The 24,170-nt window shown below is 66.2% G+C and carries 25 protein-coding genes and 1 tRNA gene; 13 read left to right on the top strand and 13 right to left on the bottom strand.

Annotated features, from left to right (window positions below):
- Window positions 1–30 precede the first annotated feature (30 nt).
- Together Q1U94_RS03890 and Q1U94_RS03885 are read left to right on the top strand one after the other, a co-directional pair.
- Window positions 31–609 (top strand): tRNA (cytidine(34)-2'-O)-methyltransferase, encoded by a 579-nt coding sequence (locus tag Q1U94_RS03890; protein WP_300542135.1) that lies wholly within the window; start codon window positions 31–33, stop codon window positions 607–609.
- Window positions 610–706: 97 nt separating this feature from the next.
- Window positions 707–2,137, top strand: a complete 1,431-nt coding sequence (locus Q1U94_RS03885; RefSeq protein WP_300542133.1) for an erythromycin esterase family protein — start codon at window positions 707–709, stop codon at window positions 2,135–2,137.
- A 24-nt stretch (window positions 2,138–2,161) separates the two neighbouring features.
- Here the strand turns inward: Q1U94_RS03885 and Q1U94_RS03880 are convergent, their stop codons facing one another.
- Window positions 2,162–2,575, bottom strand: a complete 414-nt coding sequence (locus Q1U94_RS03880) for a hypothetical protein (protein WP_300542131.1) — start codon at window positions 2,573–2,575, stop codon at window positions 2,162–2,164.
- A gap of 128 nt (window positions 2,576–2,703) precedes the next feature.
- Here Q1U94_RS03880 and hemF point away from each other — a divergent pair, with 128 nt between their 5' ends.
- Window positions 2,704–3,603 (top strand): oxygen-dependent coproporphyrinogen oxidase, encoded by a 900-nt coding sequence (gene hemF / locus Q1U94_RS03875; RefSeq protein WP_300542129.1) that lies wholly within the window; start codon window positions 2,704–2,706, stop codon window positions 3,601–3,603.
- On the opposite strand, the gene Q1U94_RS03870 is transcribed toward hemF, so the two are convergent.
- The 5 genes from Q1U94_RS03870 to Q1U94_RS03850 all read right to left on the bottom strand — a co-directional run bounded on the left by Q1U94_RS03870 (window position 3,600) and on the right by Q1U94_RS03850 (window position 7,106).
- Entirely contained in the window at window positions 3,600–4,172 is a 573-nt protein-coding gene (locus Q1U94_RS03870; RefSeq protein ID WP_300542127.1) for a hypothetical protein, read from the bottom strand. The genes hemF and Q1U94_RS03870 overlap by 4 nt on opposite strands.
- 195 nt (window positions 4,173–4,367) lie before the next feature.
- On the bottom strand, window positions 4,368–5,609 hold the full coding sequence (locus Q1U94_RS03865) for a CCA tRNA nucleotidyltransferase (RefSeq protein WP_300542125.1): 1,242 nt from the start codon (window positions 5,607–5,609) through the stop codon (window positions 4,368–4,370).
- Window positions 5,606–5,923: a DUF6111 family protein gene (locus Q1U94_RS03860; protein WP_300542123.1), complete on the bottom strand. Its 318-nt coding sequence runs from the start codon at window positions 5,921–5,923 to the stop codon at window positions 5,606–5,608. The genes Q1U94_RS03865 and Q1U94_RS03860 overlap by 4 nt, the downstream gene beginning before the upstream one ends.
- A gap of 3 nt (window positions 5,924–5,926) precedes the next feature.
- Window positions 5,927–6,544 (bottom strand): CoA pyrophosphatase, encoded by a 618-nt coding sequence (locus tag Q1U94_RS03855; RefSeq protein WP_300542121.1) that lies wholly within the window; start codon window positions 6,542–6,544, stop codon window positions 5,927–5,929.
- A complete protein-coding gene (locus Q1U94_RS03850; RefSeq protein ID WP_300542119.1) occupies window positions 6,531–7,106 on the bottom strand; it encodes a DUF1285 domain-containing protein in 576 nt (191 codons plus the stop codon). The genes Q1U94_RS03855 and Q1U94_RS03850 overlap by 14 nt, the downstream gene beginning before the upstream one ends.
- An 84-nt stretch (window positions 7,107–7,190) precedes the next feature.
- On the opposite strand from Q1U94_RS03850, the gene Q1U94_RS03845 reads away from it, so the two are divergent.
- From Q1U94_RS03845 to Q1U94_RS03815, 7 genes are all read left to right on the top strand, one after another.
- Window positions 7,191–8,189: a MoxR family ATPase gene (locus tag Q1U94_RS03845; protein ID WP_300542117.1), complete on the top strand. Its 999-nt coding sequence runs from the start codon at window positions 7,191–7,193 to the stop codon at window positions 8,187–8,189.
- 3 nt (window positions 8,190–8,192) lie between these two features.
- Window positions 8,193–9,089, top strand: coding sequence for a DUF58 domain-containing protein (locus Q1U94_RS03840; protein WP_300542115.1), 897 nt, complete (start codon window positions 8,193–8,195; stop codon window positions 9,087–9,089).
- A 5-nt stretch (window positions 9,090–9,094) separates the two neighbouring features.
- Complete coding sequence (locus tag Q1U94_RS03835) at window positions 9,095–11,815, top strand: DUF4159 domain-containing protein (RefSeq protein ID WP_300542113.1); 2,721 nt, start codon at window positions 9,095–9,097, stop codon at window positions 11,813–11,815.
- Window positions 11,812–13,872 (top strand): hypothetical protein, encoded by a 2,061-nt coding sequence (locus Q1U94_RS03830; protein ID WP_300542111.1) that lies wholly within the window; start codon window positions 11,812–11,814, stop codon window positions 13,870–13,872. Before Q1U94_RS03835 ends, Q1U94_RS03830 begins: the two co-directional genes overlap by 4 nt.
- Window positions 13,873–13,953: 81 nt before the next feature.
- Window positions 13,954–14,154, top strand: a complete 201-nt coding sequence (locus Q1U94_RS03825) for a hypothetical protein (RefSeq protein WP_300542109.1) — start codon at window positions 13,954–13,956, stop codon at window positions 14,152–14,154.
- A gap of 109 nt (window positions 14,155–14,263) precedes the next feature.
- Complete coding sequence (locus tag Q1U94_RS03820) at window positions 14,264–14,764, top strand: hypothetical protein (protein WP_300542107.1); 501 nt, start codon at window positions 14,264–14,266, stop codon at window positions 14,762–14,764.
- 152 nt (window positions 14,765–14,916) lie between these two features.
- A complete protein-coding gene (locus Q1U94_RS03815; protein WP_300542105.1) occupies window positions 14,917–15,474 on the top strand; it encodes a hypothetical protein in 558 nt (185 codons plus the stop codon).
- Between the two features lie 3 nt (window positions 15,475–15,477).
- Here the strand turns inward: Q1U94_RS03815 and queE are convergent, their stop codons facing one another.
- Both queE and queC read right to left on the bottom strand, forming a co-directional pair.
- On the bottom strand, window positions 15,478–16,113 hold the full coding sequence (gene queE / locus Q1U94_RS03810; RefSeq protein ID WP_300542103.1) for a 7-carboxy-7-deazaguanine synthase: 636 nt from the start codon (window positions 16,111–16,113) through the stop codon (window positions 15,478–15,480).
- Window positions 16,110–16,823: a 7-cyano-7-deazaguanine synthase QueC gene (queC, locus tag Q1U94_RS03805; protein WP_300542101.1), complete on the bottom strand. Its 714-nt coding sequence runs from the start codon at window positions 16,821–16,823 to the stop codon at window positions 16,110–16,112. Before queC ends, queE begins: the two co-directional genes overlap by 4 nt.
- Window positions 16,824–16,861: 38 nt before the next feature.
- On the opposite strand from queC, the gene cutA reads away from it, so the two are divergent.
- Together cutA and Q1U94_RS03795 are read left to right on the top strand one after the other, a co-directional pair.
- The gene (gene cutA / locus Q1U94_RS03800) at window positions 16,862–17,191 is read left to right on the top strand and encodes a divalent-cation tolerance protein CutA (protein WP_300542099.1); all 330 of its coding nucleotides are present in this window, start codon (window positions 16,862–16,864) and stop codon (window positions 17,189–17,191) included.
- A gap of 100 nt (window positions 17,192–17,291) precedes the next feature.
- On the top strand, window positions 17,292–18,914 hold the full coding sequence (locus tag Q1U94_RS03795; protein ID WP_300542097.1) for an ATP-binding protein: 1,623 nt from the start codon (window positions 17,292–17,294) through the stop codon (window positions 18,912–18,914).
- Between the two features lie 25 nt (window positions 18,915–18,939).
- On the opposite strand, the gene Q1U94_RS03790 is transcribed toward Q1U94_RS03795, so the two are convergent.
- The 4 genes from Q1U94_RS03790 to Q1U94_RS03775 form a co-directional block, all read right to left on the bottom strand.
- Window positions 18,940–19,194 carry a hypothetical protein gene (locus Q1U94_RS03790; protein WP_300542095.1) on the bottom strand — a complete coding sequence of 85 codons (255 nt, stop codon included), beginning with the start codon at window positions 19,192–19,194 and terminating at the stop codon, window positions 18,940–18,942.
- 203 nt (window positions 19,195–19,397) lie between these two features.
- A tRNA-Met gene (locus Q1U94_RS03785) sits at window positions 19,398–19,474 on the bottom strand.
- A gap of 97 nt (window positions 19,475–19,571) precedes the next feature.
- Window positions 19,572–21,629, bottom strand: a complete 2,058-nt coding sequence (locus Q1U94_RS03780) for a methyl-accepting chemotaxis protein (protein ID WP_300542093.1) — start codon at window positions 21,627–21,629, stop codon at window positions 19,572–19,574.
- Between the two features lie 131 nt (window positions 21,630–21,760).
- Complete coding sequence (locus tag Q1U94_RS03775) at window positions 21,761–22,096, bottom strand: energy transducer TonB (protein WP_300542091.1); 336 nt, start codon at window positions 22,094–22,096, stop codon at window positions 21,761–21,763.
- Window positions 22,097–22,425: 329 nt separating this feature from the next.
- Between Q1U94_RS03775 and Q1U94_RS03770 the strand changes: the two genes are divergently transcribed.
- Window positions 22,426–23,493, top strand: coding sequence for a malate/lactate/ureidoglycolate dehydrogenase (locus Q1U94_RS03770; protein WP_300542089.1), 1,068 nt, complete (start codon window positions 22,426–22,428; stop codon window positions 23,491–23,493).
- Here the strand turns inward: Q1U94_RS03770 and Q1U94_RS03765 are convergent.
- Window positions 23,490–23,984, bottom strand: a complete 495-nt coding sequence (locus Q1U94_RS03765; protein ID WP_300542087.1) for a thioesterase family protein — start codon at window positions 23,982–23,984, stop codon at window positions 23,490–23,492. The two genes, Q1U94_RS03770 and Q1U94_RS03765, sit on opposite strands and share 4 nt — an antisense overlap.
- Window positions 23,985–24,170: the final 186 nt, after the last annotated feature.

Here is a 24,170-nt window from a genome sequence, read left to right as displayed (position 1 = left end):
GGGCCCAGCCCCAGAAAACATGCGTCAAACTTGACGACCCCGCCGCAGCGGGGTTTGACGCGGTATAAACTACTCCCGGACGCACTGACCAGTAGGCGGCGCAATGCCGCATGCACATGGACAGGTCCGAACTGTGCGCGGCTTAAAATGCGGATCGTATTTTTTCAACCAGATATTCCGCAAAACCTCGGCGCTTCGATGCGCGTGGCGGCCTGTTTCGGCGCCGGTCTCGACATTGTCGAACCCTGCGCCTTTCCCCTTACGGACAAGAAAATCCGCAAGGCCGCCATGGATTATGGCGCAGCTATCCAGCCCGTCCGCCACGCATCCTGGCACACTTACAGGCAAAGTGCAGAAGGCGCTTCGGGCCGTCTGGTCCTGTTCACCACCCGCGCTGCAACAGACCTGTGGGAATTTTCGTTCCAGCCAGGCGACCGCCTGCTTTTCGGCCGCGAAAGCGCCGGCGTCCCGGACGATGTGCACGACGCGGCGGATTGTCGCGTGCGGATTCCGATTCGCGCGGGAATGCGCTCGCTGAACGTGACGGTGAGCGCGGGGATCGCCCTGGCCGAGGCGTCGCGGCAACTGCGCGCGACCACGTCCGATTGAGGGCGGGACGGAGTACACGCCAATCCCGGTATGCCCGACACGCTGCACCGCCCTAGCGTGCCGCCTGCGCCGGGGGGCGCCACGAGGGAGTAGACACATGTTTTGGACAGGCATTGTCGCCGGCGGACTGGCCCTGACCGGTTTTGCCCAGGCTGATTCCGGCAACGGCCCCTATATCAACGGCGATTTCGACCAGGTGACGCCGCAAGGCCATCCCGCCTACTGGTATGCCGAAGCCGATCCGGCCGCCGCCACCATCCTTGTCGACCGCTCCGGTGCGGATCCGGCCCTGCTGCTGGGGGCAGCGGGCGATACGCCCGCCGTGCTGTACACGCCCCTGTCGCTGGGCGCGCGATGCGTCGCCAGCATTTCCGCCTCGGCGGCGCTGCTGTCGCGGGATGACGGGCTCACGGTCTCACTGTTCTTTCTCGAACCCGGCCAGGCGCCCGGCATGGGGGATGCCGGGGCCGGCCAGGGCCGCATTTCGGTCAGCCAGAATGCAGGCGGGGACTGCCTGCCTCCCAATCTACTCGTCGGCCTGTTGGCAAGCGGTGAGGGTCAGGCGCGGGTCGACGACATCCGGATCGTCGCCGACGGCGAGGCATATGCCACCGCGCCGCCTCCGCGCATGCAGGCACGGGCGAGCGATATCGCCTGGATCGACCGGAATGCCCTGTCCGTTTCCACCCTGGAGCCCGACGCACCGCTGGACGATCTGGCGCCCCTTCGCGACGCGCTGGGCGCTGCCGGAATTGTCGGCCTGGGCGAGAATTCCCATGGCGCCCGGGCGCTGTTCCGCCTGAAGCATCGCCTGTTGCGTCTTCTGGTCGAAGATGAAGGCTTCACGGCGCTTGCCGTCGAAATGCCCGCCGCCGGCGCGGATACCGTGAATGCCTATATCCATGGCGAGAGCGACGACGACCGTGCAGCACTGCTTGCGCTGGGCTATCCCAGCTGGCAAAGCGCGGAGATGTGGGCCGTCATCGAGTGGCTGCGGTCCCATAATGCCCATGCCGAAACCCGGGTGCGGGTCTACGGGCTGGACCTGGCCGATCGCGGCGGGCTGAGCGTCGACGCCAGCATGGCGGCCGAGGCCGGCCGCATCGCAGGGGAACACGAAAGCGGTATCGTCATCTGGGCCGACAACACGCATGTCACCAGGGCCGAGGGTGCGATGGGACACGCGCTGGCACAGACTTTCGGCGCCGAGTACATCGCCGTGGGCCTGACCTTCGGTTCGGGCCACTATTCCGCCTACGGGCCCGAACAGCGCTACGCCGCCCACCCTGCCTATCCGGGCACGCACGAAGCCGTGCTGGACCGGGCGGCGGTTCCGGCCTTCTTCCTCGACATCACGGACCTTCCCGGCGGACATGTCCTGGGAGGGACCCTGGGCTTTCGCTATCTGGGATCCCGTCCGCAGGAACTCACGCAATTCTATCCTCACCGGCTGGCGGAGCATTTCGACCTGATTGGCTATGTCGAGGAGACGGACAGCACGCAATACCTGTTCGAACACGATTTCTAGCCGTGTGCGGAAACGGCGGGGCTGTCAGTCCCCCCGAGACCTGGCCGCGAAATACAGCAGCAGGGCCGTGCCGAATTCGATGGCGAAGTTTATGTAACCGGCGGTGCCATCATAGAAAGGATTTGCGCTGAGCGTCAGGAAGACGACGAGGTGCGGCACCATGGCCAGCACCACCCACAGCCAGGCGCGGGCACGTCCCGTCCAGCAGGCCCACACCGCCGCGGCCAGAAACAGGGTCCACAGCCAGACCGAAAAGCGAGCCCAGACCGGCACGAATTCCAGCGTGCCCGCGGTGTCCAGTGAACCCAGATGCGTGGGAGCCAGCCCGGTCCAGGCCCAGATCAGCAGACCCGACCAGAACGCCGAATAGAGCGCGATCAGGACCGTCAGCCCGCGCAGGGCCCAGCCATAAGGGGTTGTGCTGTTTCCTGGTCTCATGATTTCGCCGCCGTCCGGACCGCTATCTCCTGTCGCTGGAACATAGCTCCCGGGTCCGGCAATTCAAATTGCGGGAATCCGGCGGCCTGCGCTTGCAGGTACGCGGCGGTGCCGATTAAACAAGCGCCATGACCGCATCCTCCAAAACCGCCACCGCCGGTTCCGACCTGCAATGCCAGTCCGCCCAGGCCTGGTTTGAAGACCTGCGCGACAAGATCTGCGCCGAATTCGAACGCCTTGAGGACGAAGCCCCGGCGGGGCTATATGCCGGCGATCCCGCCCGCTTCACCCTGGAGGACTGGACGCGTGGTGACGGCTCCAGGGATGAAGGCGGCGGCACGATGGGGCTGATGAAGGGCCGGCTGTTCGAGAAGGTCGGTGTCCACGTCTCCGCCGTAAAGGGCGAATTCTCGGAGATTTTCCGCCAGCAGATCCCCGGCGCCAGGGAAGACCCGCGCTTCTTCGCCACCGGCATCTCCCTCATCGCACACATGTGGAACCCGCATGTTCCGGCTGTGCACATGAATACCCGTTTCATCACCACGACCCGGTGGTGGTTCGGCGGCGGCATGGACCTGACCCCGGTGCTGGACGCTGCGCGTACCCAGGAACACCCCGACGCGAAGGACTTCCACGCCGCCTGCAAGGCCGTGTGCGACGAACACGGCGAGGACTTCCATGCCCGGTTCAAGAAGTGGTGCGACGAGTATTTCTACCTGCCCCACCGCAACGAGCCGCGCGGCATTGGCGGGATATTCTACGACCGTCACAATACCGGCGACTGGGATGCCGACTTTGCCTTCACCCGCGATGTCGGCCTGGCCTTCCTCGATATCTATCCCCGGCTCGTCCGCCGCCGCATGGGCGAAGCCTGGACACAGGAGGAGCGCGAGGAACAGCTGGTGCGCCGCGGCCGCTATGCCGAATTCAACCTGCTCTACGACCGCGGCACGAAATTCGGCCTGGAGACCGGCGGAAACGTGAAGTCGATCCTGTCATCCATGCCGCCCAAGGCGACGTGGCCCTAGACAGGGCGGCAGATCAGCTGCAAACCGACGATCGGATTGGTCTGGCCACGTGGCTCCTGGCGAAAGTGAGCACGCAGTCCGGTGGCTCGTGTGCTCTCCGGGCACTCGGCCCGATCCCCCCAGCGTCCACGGTTTCCCCGGCAATTGGGCTGCAACTCGGATACCACCCCGCCGAAATTGCCCCCGTCGTGATAAAGGCGCAGTCCTTTCAGGCGACCGCTGCGACGGTTGAAACACGCTTCCATTCCGACAATCCGCGCACCTTCCGGCACAACGACTTCCCAGTATTGAGACGTATTGATGCGATTGGAGCATTCCGCATCGATTATGGCGCGGTCACGGCTCGACTGTCCGGTCCAGGCCGCAAGGATGACCATACAGGGACGGTCGCCCAGCTCGCCGAACCGCACGACACGCATGCCGTGTTCTATCTCGTGCGTGACATCGCCTGCCGCTCCGGAAATTTCCGACAATGAAGCCTGGGAGACCGGTGCGAGCGGGCGTTCAATCGATCTCCGGATCTGTCCGAAGGCCTCACTTGCGAGCAAACAGGCAGCCATCGCGGCCAAAAGACCTGCGCGAACAAGCTCCGACAGCGCAGGGTGTCTCATCGGACTCTCCCCTCTGCGGCGGCCCCGCGCTCCTGGATCGGTCCGGATTGCGCAAAGGGGCGAGCGGCAAGCCTACCTCCCGAGCCGGTTCGAGCCAACAAAAAACCCCGGCACGGTGGCCGGGGTGCTCAATGTCTGCGAAGCGGGTGAAGATCAATGCGCCTTCAACCGCGCGATCAGCTCGTCCTTGGTCGGCTCGAAGCGCTCGGCGATCCAGTGCGCCTTCAGCTCGTCGAGCGCGTCGCCCAGCATCGGGCCGGGCTCGTAGCCCAGGAGGATGAGATCGCCGCCCGTAACCGGGAATTCCGGCTCTTCCCATTCGCGGGCGAACCTGGCCAGCAGCGTCCAGTCGCGCGGTGGCGGGGCCACTTCGCCGGCCGCCTGCAGGCGGACCTGGTCCTCGAAGGCGCGGGCGCCGAGTTTCATCAATGCGCGTTCGGCGGCCGCGAGGTCGGAAAATGCCTCGGTAACGTCTTCGCGGGCCGACGGGTCGACGGCGCCCTGGAGGCGGCGCGCTTCGGCGTTCGACATTTTCAGCTTGGCTGCCATGGTCCTGATCCTTTCCGGTCCGCCATCGGCGAGCGCCGCAAATCTCAGCATCGAATCGGGCGCTAATCCGTATTGTACATCTTGCGCAACAATACCGCCCATGACTCTTAAGGATCCGTTCACTCCGAGGATCAAATCCAGTATTCCGCTCTCGGACATCCGGGTAACGGCGCCCATCGGATTCGGTGCCGCCAGCAGTTTCTTCAGCTCCATCCAGACCCGTTCCGCGGATAATTTATGCAGGCCGTCCCTGAGCTTGACGGCCGCGGCATGGGCCACCGGATCCGACTCGCCACGGCCGTACCAGGCCTCGAAGCGGAACAGGCGCAGGATGCGCAGATAATCCTCCTCGATACGTTTCTCGGCATCCCCGACGAAGACGAAGCGCCGGTTTTCCACGTCTTTCAGACCGCCCGTCGGGTCGTAGATCCTGCCCTCGGCATCGGCATAGAGCGCATTCAGGCGGAAATCGCGCCGCTGCGCATCTTCGGCCCAGTCCTGCGTGAAACGCACCACGGCACGGCGGCCGTCGGTGGCGACGTCCCTGCGCAGCGAGGTCACTTCGAACGGCTTGCCCCGGCAGACGACGGTGATCGTGCCGTGCGCCTTGCCGGTGGGAACGGGTTTGAGCCCGGCCGCCCGGGCTGCGGCGATGGTCTCGTCCGGCCTCAATTGCGTGGCAATATCGACGTCCCCCACCGGCTCACCGAGCAGCGCATTGCGAACACATCCGCCGACAAAGCGGCTGCCACCGGGCCGGGCCGCGTCCAGCGCGGCCATGACAAGACGCGTCTCCGGCGCACGCATCCAGGTGTGCCGGGCCGGATCGAGACGCGGAGGTGTCATTGCGGGTCGTCGTCCTCTTCACCCGCATCGGCCGGCTCATCGCGTTCGGAAGGGGGCACGAAATGCCCGGGTACGATTTCCCCGTCGACCATTCGCGGGGGGACATATTGATCGCCCTCATGTCCGCCGCGCATGGCGTCCAACACGACGAGCACGATCATCATGGCAATCGCCAGCGCCGCACCGGCCAGGCCCAGCCTGAGTGCCGGCGTGGCGGTCAGCTTGACATCGGCCTGGGTCTGCCAGCGCCAGATGAAGAACAGCGCAAAGGGCAGCAGGAAGGAGGCAATTTCGATCAGTGTGATCCGGATCATGATCTAACCATATAGCCTGTCGTGCAGGGATTTCAGCATGCCCGCCGTCGCCCCCCAGATATAGCGCCCTTCCCACGGCATGGCGTAGAAATGCCGTGTATGGCCCTGCCAGGCCCGCGAATGGCGCCGGTGATTGGCCGGGTCCATCAGAAAGTCGAAAGGCGTTTCGAACACGTCCGCAACCTCGCCCGGGTCGGGCCGCAGGACATAGCCGGGCCGCAGCACGCCGACGAAGGGCGTGACATGAAAACCGGTGACGGTGAGATAGCCGTCGAACCGGCCGATCAGCTCGACATGCTCCGGCGCTATGCCAACCTCCTCCTCCAGTTCGCGCACGGCGGCCTGGGCCGGGGTTTCCCCGGCAGGATCGACACGGCCGCCGGGAAAGGCGATCTGGCCGGCGTGCCTGGGCAGGTGCGCGGCCCGCTCGGTAAGCAGGAGGCGCGGCGGCCCGTCATGCACGATCAGCGGGGCCAGCACGGCCGCCTCGCGCGGCGGGGTCACGCGGTCGGGCAGGCCGCCATTGAGATCGCCATCGCTGCGCACCGGCGCGGCGGCGGGAGCATCAACGGGGTCGAGACGGTCACGCAGCCGGCCGATCAGCGCCTCAGCCGGGTCCATGACCATCTCCCAGCGGGAAGAATTCGCCCCCGCTCCAGACCCCCATCACACCATCGTTTTCCACGGCAAGTTCCGCGAGTTCGTAGAAGACCGGGCGCGCGAGCAGCGCATCCAGACGGCCACGCACCCGCACCAGCGGTGTCGGTTCACCGGTTTCGGGATCGATCCGGACACTCAGCGGATGCCCGGGCCCGGCCTCGGCCAGATCGCCCACATTGGTGGTGAATATCAGCGACTGCTCGCGCCCCTCGCCCACGGCGTCGACGCGTATGGCGACAAAGGGCGCAACCTCCACCTCGATGCCGATCTTCTCGACCGGCGTCACGAGATAATGAATGCCGTCATCATCTTTCCGCAAGATCGTGGAAAACAGCCTTACAAGACGGTCACGTGTAATGCGCGTGCCTTCATGCCACCAAGTCCCGTCGCGTTTGATGACGAGGTCCATCTCGCCGCAATACTCGGGATTCCACTTGTCGACCGGCGGCAGCCCCCCGCCCGCCTTTCGGGCGGCATCGAGGAGCGACTGCATCGGATCGCTTGTGGTGGTCGTGGAGGGCATGGACACCTTTCATGTGCAACGCCATGCTCGCCGTGAGCATTATGGCCTATAGATCATGTCTGTATCGCAAAGGAATGTAGGACGATGAGCGAGACGAATGAACCCGGTGCAGAACTGATTGCAGAAGCCGATGCCGCGACCGAACGCCTCAAGGCCGTCAAGGACAGTATCGGACGGGTGATCTACGGGCTCGAGGACGAGGTCGAGCTTTGCCTCGCTGCGGTCCTGTCCGGCGGCCACACCCTGCTGGTCGGCGCGCCCGGTCTCGCCAAGACCCGCCTTGTACAGACCATCGCCGTGGCTACGGGCCTGGATACCAAGCGCGTCCAGTTCACGCCGGACCTGATGCCCGCCGATATTCTCGGCTCGGAAATCCTCGAGGAGAGCGATGACGGCAAGCGGCATTTCCGTTTCCTGCCCGGGCCGGTCTTCTGCCGCCTGCTGATGGCCGACGAGATCAACCGGGCCAGTCCGCGCACCCAGGCCGCCCTGCTGCAGGCCATGCAGGAGGGCCATGTCACGGTCGCCGGCGAACGCCACGACCTGCCCAGACCCTTCCACGTCCTGGCCACCCAGAACCCGATCGAACAGGAAGGCACCTATCCGCTTCCGGAAGCCCAGCTCGACCGCTTCCTTCTGCGCGTCGACGTGCCGTATCCCAAGCGCGAGGCCGAACGGGCCGTCTTGCTGGCAACGACCGGCGCGGAAGAGGCCGAGGCGATTGCAGTCCTCAATCCGGACGAGGTGATGAAGCTGCAGGCCCTCGTCCGCCGTCTGCCCGTCGGCGAGCGCGTGCTGGAAGCGATCCTGGACCTTCTGCGTCTCGCCCGGCCGGACGAATCCGATGTCGATGCCGTACGCGACGGGGTCTCCTGGGGACCGGGCCCGCGCGCCGGTCAGGCGCTGATGCTGGCCTGCCGCGCCCGCGCCCTCCTGCGCGGCCGCCTGGCACCGTCCACCGAAGATGTGGCCGCACTGGCCGAGCCGGTGCTGAAACATCGCATGGCCCTGTCCTTCGCCGCCCGGGCGGACGGGCATACGCTGGAAGGCCTGATCAAGACGCTCGCGGACCGGGCCGCCTGATCCATGGTCCAGGGTGCGGATCGCCAGACCGAAGCCCGGGTCGTCGCTCTCAGGCATGAGGGCGAGGATGCCGCGGCGCGCCTGCCGGCTCTCCTGGCCGAGGCCGATCGCATTGCCGCGACGGTAGCCCAGGGCGTGCACGGCCGGCGGCGTTCCGGCATCGGCGAGACCTTCTGGCAATACCGCCACCACCGCCCGGAAGACGGCCGCGCCGCCGTCGACTGGCGCAAATCCGCCAAGTCCGACCAGCTCTTCGTGCGCCAGAACGAATGGGAGGCGGCCAATACGGTCTCGCTGTGGCGGGATGGGTCGGCATCCATGCAATTCGCCTCCGGCCGCAATCTCGCCAGCAAGGCCGATCGCGCGGCCGTCTGCCTGATTGCCGTGGCCGCGCTTTTGACCCAGGGCGGGGAACGTGTCTCCGTCCTTGGCGAAAGCGCCATTGCCCGCACCGGCGCGCTGGGCCTGGAACGGGTCTCCCGCCGGCTGATCCTGGGGCCGGGTGCCCACACCGCCGTCGAAGCGCCGCACATCGCGCGGTTCAGCCGCATCGTGCTCGCCAGCGACTTCCTCGATCCGCCCGAGACCTGGTCGGCGCGCCTGTCGCGCTTTGCCACCCGGGAGGCCGGCGGTGTCCTGCTGCGCATCGTCGATCCGGCCGAAGACGATTTTCCCTATGCCGGACGGACCCGCTTCGAGGCACCCGGCAGCGGTGAGACCCTGCTGTTCGGCCGTGCCGAGGAAGCCCGCAACGCCTATCGTGAGCGCTGGGCCGAGCACGGCGAAAGACTGGACGTGCTGGCCCGCCAGTTCGGCTGGACGCTGATCACCCACCGCACGGACCGGCCGGCCACCAGCGCCGTGCTATCCTTGTTTAAAACCCTGGCACGAGACGTCTGACACGCATGTTCGCCCTGGGCCCCCTTTCCTTCGCCGCGCCGTGGGCGCTGGCCGGCCTTCTCGCTCTTCCGGCGCTTTGGTTTCTGCTGCGGGCGACGCCGCCTGCCCCCAAGCGCGCCGTCTTTCCCCCACTGCGCCTGCTGCTCGGCGCGCCCGACGACAGCGAGACCCCCCAGCATGCGCCCTGGTGGCTGATCCTGTTCCGCCTTCTGATCGCCGCACTCGTGATCGTCGCCCTGGCCCGCCCGGTCTGGACGCCGCACGCCGCCGAGGAAGAGACCCGTCCGGTCCTGGTCGTGATGGACAATGGCTGGGCCAGCGCCTCGGCCTGGGACGCGATGCGCCGCGAAGCCGAGCGTCAGATCTCCGATGCCGACCGCGACGGCCGCCCGGTTGCCGTCACCACAACCGCGCCAACCGGCAACACCCTGCCTCCGCTGCGCCTGGCGGATGCCGATGCGGCACGCCGGGCGCTCGACATGATCGCGCCCCAGCCCTGGTCCGCCGACCGCGCCGGTGCTGCCGAGCGCATCGCTGCGGCAAGCGCCGCCGGCGAACTGGACGGTCCCCTGGCGATAAGCTGGTTGAGTGACGGGCTCGACTCCCGCGATGCCGGGGAACTCGCCCGCACCCTGTCCGATCTGGGCACGCTGCGTGTTTTCGAACCCGATGGCGGCCGGGCCGCCCTGGCACTCGCGCCGCCCCAGACCGCGCCCGATGGCATTGCCATCGAAGTGCGCCGGGCCGCAAACGAGTTCCCGCGCACTGCCGGTGTCACGGCGCTGGGCGCCGATGGCCGGGCCCTGGCCCGCCGCGACGTGCAGTTCGAGGCCGGCTCCGGCATCGCCGGCGCCACGATTTCCCTGCCCCTGGACCTGCGCAACCGGATCGCCAGCATCCGTATCGACGGAACCGCTTCGGCCGGGGCCGTGCGCCTGCTGGGCGATACCTGGCAACGGCCGCGCGTCGGACTCATCGAATTGACCGGTCGCGAGGGCCAGCCGCTGCTCTCGGACCTGCACTACATCCAGAGCTCCCTTGCTCCCCGCGCCGAACTGGTTCGCGGTACGCTGGACACATTGCTGGACGCAGACCCGGCCATTCTGGTGATGACTGACGAGGCGCGCAGCGACGACCAACGCATCGCCGATTTCGTCAATAATGGCGGCGTCCTGATCCGTTTTGCGGGGCCTCGCCTGGCAGCCCGCGGCGATGCCTTTTTGCCGGTCGACCTGCGCCAGGGCGGCCGCTTGTTCGGTGGCGCGTTGAACTGGGAAGAACCCCAGCCGCTGGCCGATTTCCCCGCCAGCTCGCCCTTCGCCGGCCTGCCGGTGGACACAAGCGCGACCGTCGACCGCCAGGTCCTGGCCCAGCCGGGCTCGGCCACGCCCGACAAGGTCTGGGCCCGTCTCGAGGATGGCACGCCCCTGGTCACCGCCGAGCGCCGTGCGCGCGGCTGGATCGTCCTGTTCCACGTCACCGCCAGCCCGGAATGGTCCGACCTGCCGCTGACCGGGCTCTTTCCGCGCATGCTGCAGCGCCTGATGGGGCTGGCCCAGGGCGGATCCGCGGCATCGCCGGCCACGGGCGCCTGGGTTCTCGACCGGGCGCTGGACGCCGCAGGCCAGCTGGCCGGCGCCCCGGCTTCGGCCCGCCCGATCCCGGCCGATACCTTTGACACGGCCCGGCCGGGCCCGTCCTCCCCGCCCGGCCTCTACCGCCTGGGGCCGGCCTCCGCCGCGCTGAATGTCGTGGCCGCCGATACCCGCATGGATGCGCTGCCGCGCGACCTGCACGGCGCCATCTTTGCCGGCCTGGACGGTCCGCGTCCGCTGCATTTCACGGCGGGCCTGCTGGCAGCGGCCCTTGTCCTGCTGGCGCTCGATGTGGCGATCGCACTGGCCCTGGCCGGCCGTCTGGGCTTTGTCCGCCTGGGCGGAGCCGCGGCAGCCACTGCCCTGGCCCTCGCTCTCATGCCGGGAGCGCCGGACGCCATGGCCCAGGACGATGACGACAGTTTCGCCATGGAGGCCGCGCTGCAACTGCGCTTTGCCTATGTGCGCACCGGCAACGCCAATACCGACCGGCGCAGCGAAACGGGATTGAGCGGCCTGAGCCGCGAGATCACCCGGCGCAGCGCCATGGAACCGGCCGGGCCGATGGCGATCGATATCGACACCGATCCGCTGATCTTCTTCCCCCTGATCTACTGGCCCGTTTCCACCGATGCCCCGCCGCTGGCGCCGGAGACGGCCGAGCGTGTCAGTGCCTATCTGCAATCGGGCGGGCTGATCGTATTCGACACCCAGGACGCCGACGTCGCCATGCTGCGCGCCGGGGCCCCGCATCCCGGCCTCGTGGCCGTGCTGGAAAGCATCGACGTTCCGCCCCTGGCCCAGATCCCGCCGGATCATGTCCTGACGCGGTCCTTCTACCTGTTGCAGGAGTTTCCGGGCCGCTTTTCCGGAAGCCCTGTCTGGGTGGAAGCCAATCCGGACGGCGCCTCGCGGGACGGCACGTCCGGTGTGATCATCGGTGCGCATGACTGGGCCGCCGCCTGGTCGCAGGGAGCAGGCGGAGAAGCCCTGGCCCCGGTCGAGGGTGGCGAGCGCCAGCGCGAGATGGCCGTACGGTTCGGCGTGAATATTGCCATGTATGCCCTTACGGGGAACTACAAGGCGGATCAGGTCCACGTACCCGACATTCTCGAGAGGCTGGGCCAATGAACGCCACAGTGACCGCCCTCGATTTCGCCCCCCTCCTGCCCTGGCCCGCTATCGCCGGTCTGGCGGGTCTGGCCCTGCTGGCAACACTGGCCGGCGCCGCGCAGCGTCTCTCCGGCTGGATCTGGCGCGGCCTGGTCGTCCTGGGGATCGCCCTGGTGCTGGCCAATCCCTCCCTGGTGGAGGAAGAACGCGATCCGCTGCCCGATGTCGCCGTTCTGGTGACCGATACATCGTCCTCGATGGAGATCGGCGGACGCACCGAAGCCGCCGCGGCGCTGAGCCAGGCGCTGCGCCGCGAGGCGGAGACAGACCCGCTGCTGGATCTCATCGAGGTAGAGGCGGGGGAAAGCGCGGACGGCAGCATGCTGTTCGACGGCGTCAATGCCGCGCTTGCGAGCGCGCCGCCGGACCGGATTGCGGGTGTCGTCCTGGTCTCGGACGGCCAGGTTCACGACGCGCCGGGCGAGCCTTCCGCCCTCAATGTGGACGCACCGATCCATCACGTCATGCCGGGCGACATATCCGCCGGCGACCGCCGACTGGTGATCGAGGAAGCCCCGCGCTACGGCATCGTCGGCAATACGGTCCAGTTCACCATTCGCGTCGAGGACGATGCGATCCAGGGGACCGCCGCCGTTTCGTTCCGCTTCGAAGGCGGCGATCCCCAGACCCACCGTATCCCGATCGGCCGCTCGACCCGGGTCGAAGTGCCCGTCGAGCGCCGCGGGCCCAACGTGATCGAGGCCGAGGTGGCGCCAGGTCCGGCAGAATTGTCGTTGATCAACAATCGCGCGGCTGTCTCGGTGAACGGCGTGCGCGACCGCTTGCGCGTACTGCTGGTCACCGGCGAACCGCACAATGGCGCGCGGGCCTGGCGGGATCTCCTGAAGTCCGACCCGTCGGTCGATCTGGTGCATTTCACCATCCTGCGTCCGCCGGACCGGCGCGACGCCACCCCGGTCGATGAACTCGCACTGATCGGATTTCCGGTGCAGGAACTCTTCGTGGAACGCCTGTCGGAATTCGACCTGGTGATCTTCGACCGCTATCGCCGGCGCAATATCATGCCGCCGCTCTACTACGACTATATCGCACGGTATGTGGACAATGGCGGCGCGCTTCTGGTCACGGCCGGACCACCCTTCGCCGGACCGCCGAGCCTCTATCGCACGCCGCTGGCAGCGGTCCTGCCGGTACGTCCGACGGGCTATATCACCGATGGCGGTTTCACGCCGGAGACGACCGAGACCGGGATGCGCCATCCCGTCACCGCGGGACTCGACGGCGGCGGCGAAACACCGCAATGGGGCCGCTGGCTGCGCCACATTCACGGCACAGCGCTGGGCGGCGACACGCTGCTGGAAACGCCCGACGGCCACCCGCTCCTCGTTCTGCAGCGCTCGGGAGAGGGCCGCGCCGCCATCGTGATGAGTGACCAGACCTGGCTGTGGGCACGCGGTTTCGAGGGCGGCGGGCCCTATGCGGAGATGTTCCGCCGCGTCGCCCACTGGCTGATGCGCGAACCGGAGCTGGACGAGGAACGCCTCACCGCCTACGCCACCGAGGGCGAACTGCATGTTGATCGCGTCACCCTGGCCGACGAGGCCCCGCCGCTCCGGGTCACCTGGCCGGACGGGCGCGAGGATGTCGTCAGCATGGACGAGATCGGGACCGGCCGCTTCGCCGCCCGGATGGCGGCAGAAGGCTCCGGACTTGTGCGCCTGCGTTCGGGGGACCTGACAACCGTTGCCGCCCTGGGGCCGATCAATCCTGCCGAATATGCCGACCTGCGCCCCACCGCAGATATCCTCGATCCCATCGTCGACGCCACCGGCGGCGGCCACTACGCCATCGGCGACGGGCCGGATGCCAGCCTGCCGGCCCTGCGCCGCACCCGCGCCGAAGCCGACCAGTCCGGCCGCACCTGGCTCGGCCTCAAGCGCAATGACCGCTACATCGTCCGCGCCTCGACGCGGACACCGCTGCTGCCGGGCCTGCCGGCGGTTCTGTTGCTGCTGAGCCTGCTCGGCCTGGGCTGGTGGCGCGAGGGGCGTTGACGGAGCGCGATCAGCCCGCCTTCACCTTGCGGAAACCCGCCAGGTGCGAAGAGGGGGCCACTGGTTGACCGGAGACATCCCATGCGCACAGTCCGTGCCCTGATCCTCGCCCTCCTTCTCGCCCCGTTGCTGCAGGGCTGCCTGGCTGTCGGCGCCGCCGCGCTGGCGACCGACGTTGCCATCGGCACGGTGGGAACGGCTGTCGGTGCAGCCGGAGCCGTCGGCGGTGCCGCTGTCGATGTCGTCACGCCCGGCAAGGACGACGACGAAGACGAGGACTGATCCCGCCCGGGAGCGCCCTCGCCGCCTTACATGCCTTTCATTTCTCTGTCACACGCCTATCTGCTAGATTGCGCGCGAGGGACAAGACGTTGTTGAAAGGAGGCGCACGATGAGGCGCACCATCACAGCCCTGTTCGCCATGGCCGCCCTGGCTGCCCCGACCCTGGCCGACGACCCCGTCGCGATCGGCGAAATCGGGTTCGGCCAGGCGCTTCTGGACAAGGCGGAAGAGTATGGCCAGCGCGAACTCGACTATCTGGCGCGGGAAATGCGCGAGGATCTCGAGCGCGAACTTGCCGGCATGCTCGGCGAGAACGGGCTGACCCTGCAGGTTACCATTCTCGACGCCACGCCGAACCGCCCGACCATGCAGCAGATGGGCGCGCACGGCCTGCACCATTCCTCGATCAGCATCGGCGGTGCCAGCCTGGAAGCCGAACTCGTCGATGCCGGGGGAAACACGCTGGAAACATTCAGCTATTCCTGGCGGTCCTACGACATCCGCAATGTTGTCGGCTATAGCCGCTGGACCGACGCGCGGCGAGCCATGAACCGGTTCGCTTCAGATGTCGGCGAAAGCCTGGCGGAGCGCAACGCGACCGCTTCATAGCCGGTCAGCATTGTCGAATGCGTTCGAAACGGGGCGTGCCGGACCGGCGTGCCCCGTTGTCTTGTCGCGCTGCACAACAAGCTTCGCTCCGGCGCGGGACCGGATCGTGCTAGGCTCTTCCGCATGGGGGGACCTGGAACGAGGAGAGCGCGATGCGTACTCTGGCGTGTGTCCTAGTCAGCCTGTCCCTGGCAACCCCGGTCCTTGCGCAGGACCGGTTCCAAGCCAACATTTCCGCTCCGGCCACAGGCTCCATCGAGATCGGCCATATCGGCTTTTCCGACACCCTGCGCAGCAAGGCCGACTTCCTGGGCCAGGACGAGCTGACACGGCTTGCCGGCTATCTTCGGGAGGATCTGGAGAATGCCCTGATCGGTTCCAGCTGGCACGGCATCTCCGCGCAGGAGACCGTGTTGACGGTGACCATTGTCGACGTCGTGCCCAACCGGCCGACGCTGTCGCAGATCCAGCAGATGGACACGGCCCATTACAACGAACACGTGGCCGGCGGAGCGGATGTCGATGCGGCGCTCGTGAACGATACCGGCGACACGATCGCCCGCTTCAGCTTCAGCTGGCACAATCCGGACACCGAAGGCGGTGACGGATATGGCGTATGGACCGACACACGGACCGCCTTCGCGCGCTTCGCGGTTCAGCTGGCCGAAAGCCTGGGCGAGGCACCGATGCCGCGGGGGTCGGACAGCTAACGCTCAGGGCGCGCCGATCCATTTGTGGGTTTGCAGGCTGAGCGACCATTGCGGATGCGCCAGGCAGTATTCGAAGGCGGCCCGGGCATTTTCCATCATCCGGTCGCCGTCCATGGGCTGCAGGGAAAAACGCTTGAACTTCCAGCCGGTATAGTTCTGCGGATCTAGTCCGGCCTGGGGAAAGACGAGTTTCAGCTCGTCGCCTGAGCGCTGTACCACGGTAGCCGTGCCCTTGGGGCTGACGGTGATCCAGTCGATCCCCTCCGGCGCGGCAATCGTCCCATTGGTCTCGACCGCAATCTCGAACCCGGCTTGGTGCAGGGCATCGATCAGGCTGGCGTCCAGTTGCAGCAAGGGCTCGCCACCCGTGCAGACGACCAGCGGCCGTCCGGCCCGGACATCGGGCCAGAAACCGCGCACATGCCCGGCCAGGGCTTCCGGTGTCTTGAAACGGCCGCCACCAGGCCCGTCCATGCCGACAAAATCGGTGTCGCAGAAATCGCAGACGGCCTTGGCCCGGTCCTGTTCGCGCCCGCTCCACAGATTGCAGCCGGCAAAGCGCAGAAAGACCGCCGGGCGCCCGGCCTGGGCACCCTCGCCCTGGACCGTCAGGAAGGTCTCTTTCACCGAATAGCTCATGCCGGTACCGATGCACGCCAGGCGGCCCAGCCCTTCGCCCTGAGTTCGCAGGCCGGACAAGTGCCGCAACCATAGCCCCAATCGTGCAACTCGCCGCGCTCCCCGAGATAGCAGGTATGCGACGTCGTGCGCACGATCTCGACCAGTTCATCGCCGCCCAGCCGGTGCGCCAGCGCCCAGGTCTCGCCCTTGTCCAGATACATCAGCGGCGTCTCGACGGTCACGCCGGTATCCAGCCCCAGGCTCAGCGCCTGCTGCATTGCGTCAATCGTCGCGCGGCGGCAGTCGGGATAGCCCGAATAGTCGGTCTCGCACATCCCGCCCACCAGGACGCCATGTCCGCGCCGGTAGGCCAGGGCCGAGGCCACCGTGAGAAACACCAGATTGCGCCCGGGCACAAAGGTCGAGGGCAGGCCCGACGCGTCCATCTCGATCGCCCGCTCCGCCGTAAGCGCGCTTTCGGCAATGGCTCCGTAGCCGGACAGGTCAACCACGAAATCCTCGCCAAGCCGCTCCCCGCCCGGCCGCGCCGCCAGCGCTTCGCGCACATCCAGGCGGGCCTGCATCTCGACACGATGGCGCTGGCCATAGTCGAAACCCACCGTCTCGACACGCGCATGGCGCTCCAGCGCCCAGGCGAGACAGGTGGCGGAGTCCTGACCGCCGGAAAACAGGACCAGCGCGGAGGTGGAAGGAGATTGGGTCGTCATGTCAGGCTTATATAATGAAGCCGACAGGGATGACCATCATGAGCTATAGCTGGACCTACACGACATGGCCGGATCCGGACACAGCCGAAGCCGCCGCGGAGCGCCTGCTCGAGGAACGCCTGTGCGCCTGTGCCAACATCATCCGTGGCATGAACAGCGTCTATCGCTGGCAAGGCAAGGTTGAAACGGCCCTGGAAACGGTCATGATCTTGAAAACACAGGGCGATATCGCACCCACCCTGTGCGCCCGCATTGTGGAACTTCATCCTTATGACGAACCCTGCGTCTTGAATCTGCCCGTCGACCCGGGTGGCAGCGCGGCCGGTTTCCTTGCCTGGATCGATTCCGAGACCGGTGGAAAAGCATGACACTTCAATGAAGTTTTGGTGAAACCCTTCAGGCGTTTAACCCTTGGAAAGCGTATTCGGACAGGGTCCGCTCGTCCTTAGAATGAGGGGTATTGAGGGGATGAGTCGTCTGGTTCGCGATGTCTTGATGGAAGCGCCGGTTGTACGACCGGATGCGACCGGCGAATACGTTTACGATCTTCTGTCCGACGATGAGGACCTGCTGGTTCTCGCAGTGGTTGAAAACAACCGTCCTGTCGGCCTGGTGTCCCGCGACCGCTTTTTTCTGAAAATGGCCAACCGGCACGGCCGCGCCCTGTTTGGCCGGCGCCCGGTCACCTTCCTGATGAGCAAGACGCCTCTGATTGTCGAGGCGTCGACTCCGGTCACCGATCTGAACGCCCTGATCGTCCGCGATTGCCCGTCCGCACTGATGGAGGGCTTCATTGTCACGCGCGACGGCGAATATGCCGGTGTCGGCACGGCGCTGGAACTCTTCCGCCTGATGTCGCGCGAGAGCGCCGAACGGACCCACAAGCTCTCCGCCCTGGTAGAACAGCTCGGACGGGCCCGCATCGAGGCGCTCGCCGCATCCAAGGCGAAATCAGAGTTCCTGGCCACGATGAGCCATGAGATCCGCACTCCGCTGAACGGCGTTCTGGGCGTGACACAATTGCTGATGGCGTCCGAACTCAACGAAAATCAGGCCGACTATGTGCGCGTGATCGACGACAGCGGCAAGATCCTGCTGCGCCTGCTCAACGACATTCTTGACCTGTCCAGGATCGAGGCGGGCAAGATGGATCTCGACATACAGACTTTCGACCCGCACCGCATGGCGGCCGACACGAGGACGCTGTGGATGGCGCGCGCATCGGAGAAGCAGCTCGGCTTCTCGATCGATGTCCGGGCGCCCGGGGATGCAGAATATGAAGGCGATCCGGTTCGCCTGAAGCAGATCCTGTTCAACCTTGTCGGCAATGCGATCAAGTTTACCGACACCGGCTCGGTCGACGTGGAAATGAGCTTTCACGCCATCGGCCGCCGCCGCACTGTCATGCGGGTAGAGGTGAGCGACACGGGCTGCGGCATCCCGGACGACGCCAAGACCCGCCTGTTCGGTGCCTTTACCCAGGCCGACGCGGAAACCACACGCCTGCACGGCGGTTCCGGCCTGGGCCTGACGATCTGCAAGCGCCTGGTGGAACTCATGGGCGGCACGATCGGCTTCAGGAGCACCGAGGGTGAAGGCTCGACATTCTGGTTCGAAACGCCCCTGCGCCGCGTCATCTCCGGAAACACCCCGAAGGCGGCACCGGAGGTCCCGACACCGTCGGCCATTGCCGGCCCTGTCCGGGTGCTGGTGGCCGAGGACAATACGGTCAATCAGGCCGTGGCTGAGGGCTTCCTGAAATTGCGCGGCCTGCAGGCGGATTTTGTGGAGAACGGCAAGATGGCCATCGAAGCGGTTCAGGCAAACGCCTACGACCTGATCCTGATGGACATGGAGATGCCGGTCATGGACGGTCTCCAGGCTACAGCCGAAATCCGCAAACTGCCGGAGCCGCGATGCCGGGTACCGATCGTGGCCCTGACGGCCAATGCCGTAATCGGGACGGCCGAGCGCTGCCGGACCGCCGGCATGAACGGCTATGTCTCCAAACCGATCGACCAGACCGCCCTGAACGAGGCGATCGACGCCTGTCTGTTGGATGCAGCCACCGACGCCAGCGCCGCTGCGTGATTCGAAACGCCGGTCCCGAACCCCGCTAGAGATCCGGCTCGCTATCCTTGAACACTTCGTGGGCGGCCTCGTCATAGCCGCGGCGGCGCGAGATGATCAGGATCGCCGCAAGGCCACCACCGACCACGACGCTCAACACCGTGCCCAGGCCCAGCGCGAGCCATCCATGCACACTCATATGCACTTCGGGCAGGCTGGCAAAGCCGAAGCCGAGAAAGGCGATACACGCCAGGACTGATGCCGCTGCGACGGCAAAGAGCGACAGGCTTGTTCTTGTCATGAGATCTCGCTTGGCTGCCTGCCGGCACGCATCGCCGACAGTGGGACCTATATGGCGATGACCGGAATGTCTGTCACCGTGACGCCGTGGCGGGGGCGGATATGTCGCAGGCGCCAGGGAAGGCGGCCGCCCATCCGGGCGAAGACAGGGCCCGGAGGACACGGTGATTGGTTTGCGAAACGCGAGGCCCCGAAGGCGAAGTTTGGTGGCGAGGGAGAGACTTGAACTCTCGACCTCACGATTATGAGTCGTGCGCTCTAACCAGCTGAGCTACCTCGCCACACATGGGCTCTCCCGCTTGGGAGAGGGACGCCATATACGCGGAGCGCCCGCGACTGGCAAGCCGCGGGCGCTCCCCGATTTCAGTCGCCGGTATATTATGCGGCGCGCACTTCCGTGAGGAATTGCTCGACCGCCGTTTTCAGCGAGTCGGACTGGCGCGACACGGCCAGGGAGGCTTCCAGCACCTCGCCCGCGCTCTCGCCGGTTTCCGAGGTCGCCTGGTCGACTTCCTGGATGTTGGAGAACACGTCGCGCGTGCCGTCGGCAGCTTCCTGGGCCGAGCGGGTGATCTCGCCGGCAGCCGCACGCTGCTCCTCCATCGCCGCGGCGATGGCGGTGGCGATCTCGCTCATCTCGTGGATCGTGCCGCCGATGGAGGACATCGCCTCGACGGCCTTGGCCGTCGCCGACTGAATGCCGGAGATGTGCTCGGAGATGTTCTGCGTCGCGGCACCCGTCTGGCTGGCCAGCGCCTTGACCTCGGAGGCCACGACGGCAAAGCCCTTGCCGGCCTCGCCCGCACGCGCCGCCTCGATGGTGGCGTTCAGGGCCAGGAGATTGGTCTGTTCGGCGATATCGTTGATGAGGCTGACGATATTGTCGATCGACTTGGCCGCGTCGTCCAGCCGCTGCACATCGCCATTGGTCTGTTCGACCTGGTCAACGGCCGTACCGGCGATCTCGGTCGAGCGGGCGATCTGCTGGGAGATCTCGCCGATCGAGGACACCATTTCCTCGGCGGCGGCAGCCACTGTCTGCACGTTCTGAGACGCGCCCTCGGAAGCCTGGGCCACCGCGGCGGACTTGCCGGTCGTGGCGGCTGCCGTCGAGCTCATGGCGCGGGCCGCGGTTTCCATGCGGGTGGCAGCCTCGCCAACCTGGCCGAGCGCGTCCGAGGAGGCTTGCTCGAAGGCCTGGATCAGGCTTTCGATGGCCGCGGAGCGCTTCTCCTTCATGCGGCGTTCCGCTTCGGTCTCTTCTTCCAGGCGGGCCCGTTCCTTGGCGTTCTGGCGGAACACGTCGACCGAGCGGGCCATGTCGCCGATCTCGTCCTTGCCGGGCGTGAAGCCCAGATTGACGTCATTGTCACCCTCGGCCAGTGCCCGCATGGTGTGCGCCATGGCGCTCAGGCGCTTGAGCAGCATGTTGTTGACGTAGAACCAGCCGATCGCGGCCGCGATCACCAGGCCGACCGCGGCAATGGCGATCAGCAGCACGCGGCCGGCCGTGACGGCACCATTGGCGGCACCGGTCGCTTCGTCAACGCGTGTGTCGACCTGTTGCTTGAAGGCGTCCACATTGGCCAGCAGGGTTTCCGCCGACAGGCGGGCTTCCTCGGCCACCGCTTCGGCAGCAGCCACCGCCGCGAGTTCGGACTTGCGAAGTTCGAAGACGCCGGTGTCACCCTCGCCATAGGCGATCAGGCTGTCGGCCTGGCCGCGCATCACGTCGGACACGATGGGCCCCAGAATCGCCAGGTTCACATCCAGCTCGCCGACTGCCTCGTCCCAGCGGTCATAGACCGCGTCCACATCGGGATTGGTCGCGGCAATGTCGACCTCGGTGTACTGGATCATCATCTGGTTGGCCGCCAGGAGGGCGCGCAACAGGCTTTCGATGTCCGCGTCGGAACTGGCGTCGAGTGCGTTTTCCACGCTGGCCGCAAATTCCGCGCGCGCCGAGCGGGCATCGCCGGTAACGGCATAGCGCTGGTCGCGGATCTGCAGACGGCGGTCGACAACCTCGTTCATGCTGACGACGAGTTCGGACAGATCGGCCACCGAGCTCGCCAGAGCTTGCGTCTCTTCGGTGCCGGACAGGCCGCGCAAGGTCTCGAGTTCGCTGACCAGCGAATCACGGAATTCGACCACACGATCGTAATTGTCCTGGCGGGCCTGAACCGTCGGTGACAGAGCGAAGCCGGCCAGCGCCTCGGACAGCGCCTGACTGTCCTCGCTGAGCGAATCGACAGCCTGAGTTTCCGGGATCGCCTGTTCGGCGATCTGCTGGACCGCGTTGTTGGCAGAGTTGAAGCCGGTCACACCCACGATCGCAGCGATCAGCGTCATGGCCGAAGTCAAGGCGAATGCAGCGAGCAGGCGGACCCGGATGCTTGTGGTCTTGTCGAGGACCTTGGCGAGCACAGAATTCATTTGGCGGCCCCTTAGGGTTAATGGCCTTGATGGTAAAAAACACGGCGACGCTACCGCGCCGCCGTAAATGAATTCTTATTGTTGTGAACGCGTATCGGTTCTTTTGCCGAATGGCGTTTAGTCTCTGAGGCTTAGCCGCCAGCGAGATTGAAGTCGAAACGCTGCTGCATGCCTTCGGTCGCGGCCGCCGCCGGAGCGTAGGACCAGCCTTCGATCGCTCGCAGGACGGCGCGGTCGAACACGCCTTCCGGATCGGCTTCGACAACCGTCGCATTTTCGATGCTGCCTTCGGCATTCACGGTGTATTCCACCACCGCATAGCCTTCGATACCGCGGCGCTCGGCGCCACGCGGATACTCCGGCGCTTCAACCTCGGTACGTTCGCGGTCCTGGGCCAGAGCCGGAGCCGCGCTGAAAGCCATGGCGGACATTGCCGCCGCCAGGATCATGGTTCCCGTCTTGTTCATCGACTTACCCTTCATCCAATAGTCCAAGGCGCTGCCCGGGATATTCCCCGTGTTCAAACGCCGCTCGATTTCCTTCAGGTCCGCAGCGACCCGACGAGAGGGAGAATGACCGATAGCGGTTGCCAAACGCTTAAGTGCGATTCGTTTTTCTGCGTTCGGGTGGAAAAATATTATTGAACATTTTCAATATGTTAGACGATTCAAACTTGAAGAAATGGTTACCTGTGCCAAAACGCGACAGATCGGGCCCGGATTCATCCTTAATATCGCCCTAACGCGATAGAAATAATTCGAGACAATCAGCATCCCTCGGCCAAGAGTATCCATTCATGCCCTCTACGGATCGCCGCATCGCCCCCGCTACGCTCAACGCGTTCGCTGCCAGCCTCCTGGCCGCAGCCGGCGCTCGAGACGCCGATTCGGCGATCGTGGCGAATCACCTGGTCGAGGCCAATCTGAAGGGCCATGACAGTCACGGTGCCGGTCTCCTGCCCGCCTATATTCACCATGTCCGGCGCAATCTGGTCGACCCGTCTGGCCAGGACCGCACCCTGCGCGAGACCGCCATTCTGCTGCAGGTCGACGCCGGAGGGGGCTGGGGAGCTCCGGCCGGCTTCCGCCTGATCGACCGCGCGGGCGAAAAGGCGAAGGCCGAGGGTCTGGCCGCCGCAACCATCGGCAATGTCCACCATCTCGGCCGGGTCGGCGCCTATGGCGAGCGCGCGGCGGAGGCGGGCCTTGTCTCCCTGCATTTCGTCAACGTCACCGATCATGCTCCCCTGGTAGCGCCCTATCGCGGCTCGGACGCCCGTTTCGGCACCAATCCGGTCTGTATCGCCTTCCCCGGAACCGCGAAACGGCCCGCCTTCGTGCACGATATGGCAACCAGCCGGATTGCCCTGGGCAAGGTCCGGGTCGCCGCGAACAAGGGTGTGCCCGTGCCCGCCGGCAGTCTGATCGATGCGGCCGGTCTGCCGACAACGGACCCGTCCGGCATGGCGGGCTTCGATATCCAGGGTGCCCTGACCCCGGTGGGCCGGCACAAGGGCTACGGCCTCGCCTTCGCCTGCGAACTCCTGGCCGGCGTGCTCTCCGGCACCGGCACGATCCAGCCCGGCAACCGGCGGCGCGGCGGGTTGCAGAACAGCATGCTCTCGATCCTGGTCGACCCGCAGGCTTTCGGCGACCGGGACTGGATGGAGGCCGAGATCGAAGCCATGGCCGACTATGCCCTGGCCTCGCCCCCGATGGACTGGGACAGCCCCGTCCTCTATCCGGGCGACCCCGAACGCGCCAGTGCCGGCAAGCGCCGGCGCGAGGGCATTCCGATGGACGAGACGACGATCGACCAGCTCAACAAGGCGGCCGAAACGGCGGGATGCGTGGCGCGGCTTTAGCCCGGATCCAGTGCTGTCAGGCCGAACGTCTCCAGCACGCTATCGCCGATCCGCTTGGGCCGGCGCGTGCCGCGGTCGATGCGGCACCATTCCGTGGTGGCCCGGGCGGAATAGCGCCTGGCGCCGGGCTTGCGGATATCGACATGGCGGTCGAAGCGCGGCCCGTGAACCCGGCCCAGCCAGGTACGGATCTCGGCCGTTTCTCCGGGCAGGATGGGATCGCGGTATTCGATCGTGTGCTTCAGCGCCACCCAGATGTCCGACGCGATCATCTCCGGCGGCGCGACGCGGTGCCAGTGGGTGATGGCGATGTCCTGTACCCAGCGCAGATAGACGACATTGTTGACATGACCCAGCTCGTCGATATCGCCGGCACCGGGCACGACGCGGCGCACAAGGGCGGTCTCGAAGGACACACAGCCCAGCCCTTCGCCGTCCACCGCCTGCTCGGGCCCGATCACACCGGCCAGCCGGATCGCCTCGTCGTCCATCGCTCGCTCCTTCGCACTTGCACAAAGGATATACGCGCGTACGCGCGCGAGGGAAGGGCATGGAGGGTATCGGTTTTTGTTGGCGCTTTTCGTCCTCCCCCTTGATGGGGGAGCGGCACCGCAGCTTTGCTGCGGTGGAGAGGGTGGGGGCGAGGTGTTTCACGGGATGAGCACCGGGATTCACCC

The sequence above is a fragment of the Maricaulis sp. genome (assembly GCF_030149515.1).
In the GTDB taxonomy this organism is placed as follows: Bacteria; Pseudomonadota; Alphaproteobacteria; order Caulobacterales; family Maricaulaceae; genus Maricaulis.
This window is presented reverse-complemented; position numbering and strand designations above follow the sequence as displayed.

Excerpts from the sequence above, each read along its gene's own strand:
- Q1U94_RS03865 (WP_300542125.1), bottom strand. The coding sequence starts at position 5,609 with ATGACACCTCCGCGTCTCGATCCGGCCCGGCACACCTGGATGCGTGCG.
- Q1U94_RS03860 (WP_300542123.1), bottom strand. The coding sequence starts at position 5,923 with ATGATCCGGATCACACTGATCGAAATTGCCTCCTTCCTGCTGCCCTTT.
- Q1U94_RS03820 (WP_300542107.1), top strand. The coding sequence starts at position 14,264 with ATGAGGCGCACCATCACAGCCCTGTTCGCCATGGCCGCCCTGGCTGCC.
- Q1U94_RS03770 (WP_300542089.1), top strand. The coding sequence starts at position 22,426 with ATGCCCTCTACGGATCGCCGCATCGCCCCCGCTACGCTCAACGCGTTC.
- queE (WP_300542103.1), bottom strand. The coding sequence starts at position 16,113 with ATGAGCTATTCGGTGAAAGAGACCTTCCTGACGGTCCAGGGCGAGGGT.
- Q1U94_RS03765 (WP_300542087.1), bottom strand. The coding sequence starts at position 23,984 with ATGGACGACGAGGCGATCCGGCTGGCCGGTGTGATCGGGCCCGAGCAG.
- Q1U94_RS03855 (WP_300542121.1), bottom strand. The coding sequence starts at position 6,544 with ATGGACCCGGCTGAGGCGCTGATCGGCCGGCTGCGTGACCGTCTCGAC.
- Q1U94_RS03795 (WP_300542097.1), top strand. The coding sequence starts at position 17,292 with ATGAGTCGTCTGGTTCGCGATGTCTTGATGGAAGCGCCGGTTGTACGA.
- Q1U94_RS03825 (WP_300542109.1), top strand. The coding sequence starts at position 13,954 with ATGCGCACAGTCCGTGCCCTGATCCTCGCCCTCCTTCTCGCCCCGTTG.
- queC (WP_300542101.1), bottom strand. The coding sequence starts at position 16,823 with ATGACGACCCAATCTCCTTCCACCTCCGCGCTGGTCCTGTTTTCCGGC.
- Q1U94_RS03885 (WP_300542133.1), top strand. The coding sequence starts at position 707 with ATGTTTTGGACAGGCATTGTCGCCGGCGGACTGGCCCTGACCGGTTTT.
- hemF (WP_300542129.1), top strand. The coding sequence starts at position 2,704 with ATGACCGCATCCTCCAAAACCGCCACCGCCGGTTCCGACCTGCAATGC.
- Q1U94_RS03880 (WP_300542131.1), bottom strand. The coding sequence starts at position 2,575 with ATGAGACCAGGAAACAGCACAACCCCTTATGGCTGGGCCCTGCGCGGG.
- Q1U94_RS03790 (WP_300542095.1), bottom strand. The coding sequence starts at position 19,194 with ATGACAAGAACAAGCCTGTCGCTCTTTGCCGTCGCAGCGGCATCAGTC.
- Q1U94_RS03845 (WP_300542117.1), top strand. The coding sequence starts at position 7,191 with ATGAGCGAGACGAATGAACCCGGTGCAGAACTGATTGCAGAAGCCGAT.
- Q1U94_RS03815 (WP_300542105.1), top strand. The coding sequence starts at position 14,917 with ATGCGTACTCTGGCGTGTGTCCTAGTCAGCCTGTCCCTGGCAACCCCG.
- Q1U94_RS03835 (WP_300542113.1), top strand. The coding sequence starts at position 9,095 with ATGTTCGCCCTGGGCCCCCTTTCCTTCGCCGCGCCGTGGGCGCTGGCC.
- Q1U94_RS03780 (WP_300542093.1), bottom strand. The coding sequence starts at position 21,629 with ATGAATTCTGTGCTCGCCAAGGTCCTCGACAAGACCACAAGCATCCGG.
- Q1U94_RS03830 (WP_300542111.1), top strand. The coding sequence starts at position 11,812 with ATGAACGCCACAGTGACCGCCCTCGATTTCGCCCCCCTCCTGCCCTGG.
- Q1U94_RS03775 (WP_300542091.1), bottom strand. The coding sequence starts at position 22,096 with ATGAACAAGACGGGAACCATGATCCTGGCGGCGGCAATGTCCGCCATG.
- cutA (WP_300542099.1), top strand. The coding sequence starts at position 16,862 with ATGAGCTATAGCTGGACCTACACGACATGGCCGGATCCGGACACAGCC.
- Q1U94_RS03840 (WP_300542115.1), top strand. The coding sequence starts at position 8,193 with ATGGTCCAGGGTGCGGATCGCCAGACCGAAGCCCGGGTCGTCGCTCTC.
- Q1U94_RS03850 (WP_300542119.1), bottom strand. The coding sequence starts at position 7,106 with ATGCCCTCCACGACCACCACAAGCGATCCGATGCAGTCGCTCCTCGAT.